Source organism: Methanoregula sp. (genome assembly GCF_002835825.1).
In the GTDB taxonomy this organism is placed as follows: Archaea; Halobacteriota; Methanomicrobia; order Methanomicrobiales; family Methanospirillaceae; genus Methanoregula.
Genome location: NZ_PIZH01000399.1, coordinates 1 through 1,891 on the forward strand (window position 1 = coordinate 1; position 1,891 = coordinate 1,891).

2 protein-coding genes are annotated in these 1,891 nt (G+C 53.7%); one reads left to right on the plus strand and one right to left on the minus strand.

Annotated features, from left to right (window positions below; translation table 11 throughout):
• Positions 1-264 precede the first annotated feature (264 nt).
• Positions 265-456: a hypothetical protein gene (locus CW742_RS11520; RefSeq protein WP_292420525.1), complete on the plus strand. Its 192-nt coding sequence runs from the start codon at positions 265-267 to the stop codon at positions 454-456.
• 552 nt (positions 457-1,008) lie between these two features.
• Here CW742_RS11520 and CW742_RS11525 read toward each other — a convergent pair.
• A partial coding sequence (locus tag CW742_RS11525; protein ID WP_292420527.1) for a DNA adenine methylase occupies positions 1,009-1,891 on the minus strand: 883 nt, incomplete at its 5' end.

A 1,891-nucleotide genomic window follows, 5' to 3' on the forward strand; every position in this document is an offset into this window, starting at 1 on the left:
CCGGGGCGAACGCATATGCGATGGTTGCGTGGGCCAGGGGAGGGGAGGCGTGGGACTTTTCGTGTCATCGGGTGGTTTTAGATAGGCGCGCTGGTACGGAATGTAAGTGACGGGTTTGGGGGCCACACCTTCGGGCAGGTGTTCATCTACTAGCGGCACCATGGCCTGATCTTCGCGGCCGATAGTGTCATCAATTTCGGGAGCCTGACCAAGGCACGGGCGGATTACAGTTCCCTTGCTGCATTCCTGGTCACCTCGGTCAACGTGGACAGCGACCGGGCAAAACAGGAACGTATTGCGTTGATGGCCCTTGCAGAAGAGACCGACAAGGCCCTTGCATCCTCCGGCCGGCGCTGCCTTATCTGCGGCGGGCACGGGGCGGTCTCGGTTATCGAGAACGGCAAGCTGACTGCCTTTGGCCGGATAGAAGAATATCGCGCAGGAACGACAGACTGATGGTCTGCCCAAATATCATCCGCAATGTATCGTTCTTGAAGAAAAATAAGAAAGGCATTTCCGGCCCGCCCCCGCAGACGGGCCGGATTGCCTGAGGCGAAAAACGGTATTGTAAGGTTACTGTGGAGTTGGGGGCATTGTGCATTGGAAGCAGGAGACACCAATCTTGTCTCCTTTGTCTCTGCTCAACCACGTTTGACCGGCTTTCCTGGTGTCACCTCCGTTTCCTTTTTTTCAATTCTGGTACTCCAAGACGGGTATGTTGTGGACGGTTGCCACGCACGAGAGTGATCCGGGCCCGGAAGATCTTCTGCTCCTGAAATCATCCGGATGACCGGGTTCACAACCCGGTATACCTTTTTTAGGAAATTCCCGGTATCGTCCCGTTTTTTTACCAGCGTTGTCTGTACCGTGCTGTTGCCGGTCAGGGACCGGCTTGCACAATAACCGTATTGTGACAGAACGTACTAATAACTCCCTTTATTTGCATGGCATTTCTGCTTGGCATTAAAAGAGGAATTTTTGCTCACCTTTTTTCGGCGGAAGATTCACTCATTCTTTATCAAAGGAATAGTTCGTGACAATTATTTCCTGGATCCCCTTCCTCCTTTCGCCATTGCAGTTGATGAAACGCTTGGCATTGACTGATTCAATGCAGAAATCAGCATACAGATCCTCGATTTCCGGAACCTTGGAGTTGCTGAGCATGACCCGGACCCCTTTCTTCGTGAGCCGGTGGAACAGGCGTGCGAGCCGCTCCTGCTCGGCAAAAGGGAACCCGCGGGAGTTATAGTCCGTGAAGTTCGCCGTCTTCGAGAGCGGTTGGTACGGGGGATCGAAATAGATGAAATCCCCTTTCTTTGCAGTTTTCACTGCGGATGCAAAATCCCGGTTCTCCACTTTTACCTTCTCAAGCATGGCCGAGAACTTGAGGATACTCGTATCTGAAGGGATGGAACGTTTCTTGTAACTGCCAAACGGGACATTGAACTTGCCCTTCCGGTTCACCCGCCAGAGCCCGTTGAACCCGTGCTTGTTGAGGTAGATGAGCAGGGCAGCCCGTTCGAGACTATGGTTCCTGCTGCCAATCAGGGTATTAAACCGCTCCTTGAGCTTCCGGTACGCTGCTTCATCGTTCTGAAACTCTTCGCTTGCGAGTGCCGTGATGAGCGTTCCCGGAGTGTCCTGGACAACGCGGTACAGGTTGATGAGTTCGCTGTTGAGATCGGAGATGACCGCTTTTTTTAAAAGCCCCTGGTTCTCCAGATGGACAAGCAATGCGCCGCCCCCGATAAATGGTTCGTAATCCGTATCCCAGGATTCCGGAAGGCGGCAGTCCAGCTCCGCGAGCAGCCGGCGGTTGCGGCCGGCCCACTTGATGAACGGCGAGCATGTGACGAGCGGGGAGATCAACGTCCAGATTGATAGAACATCA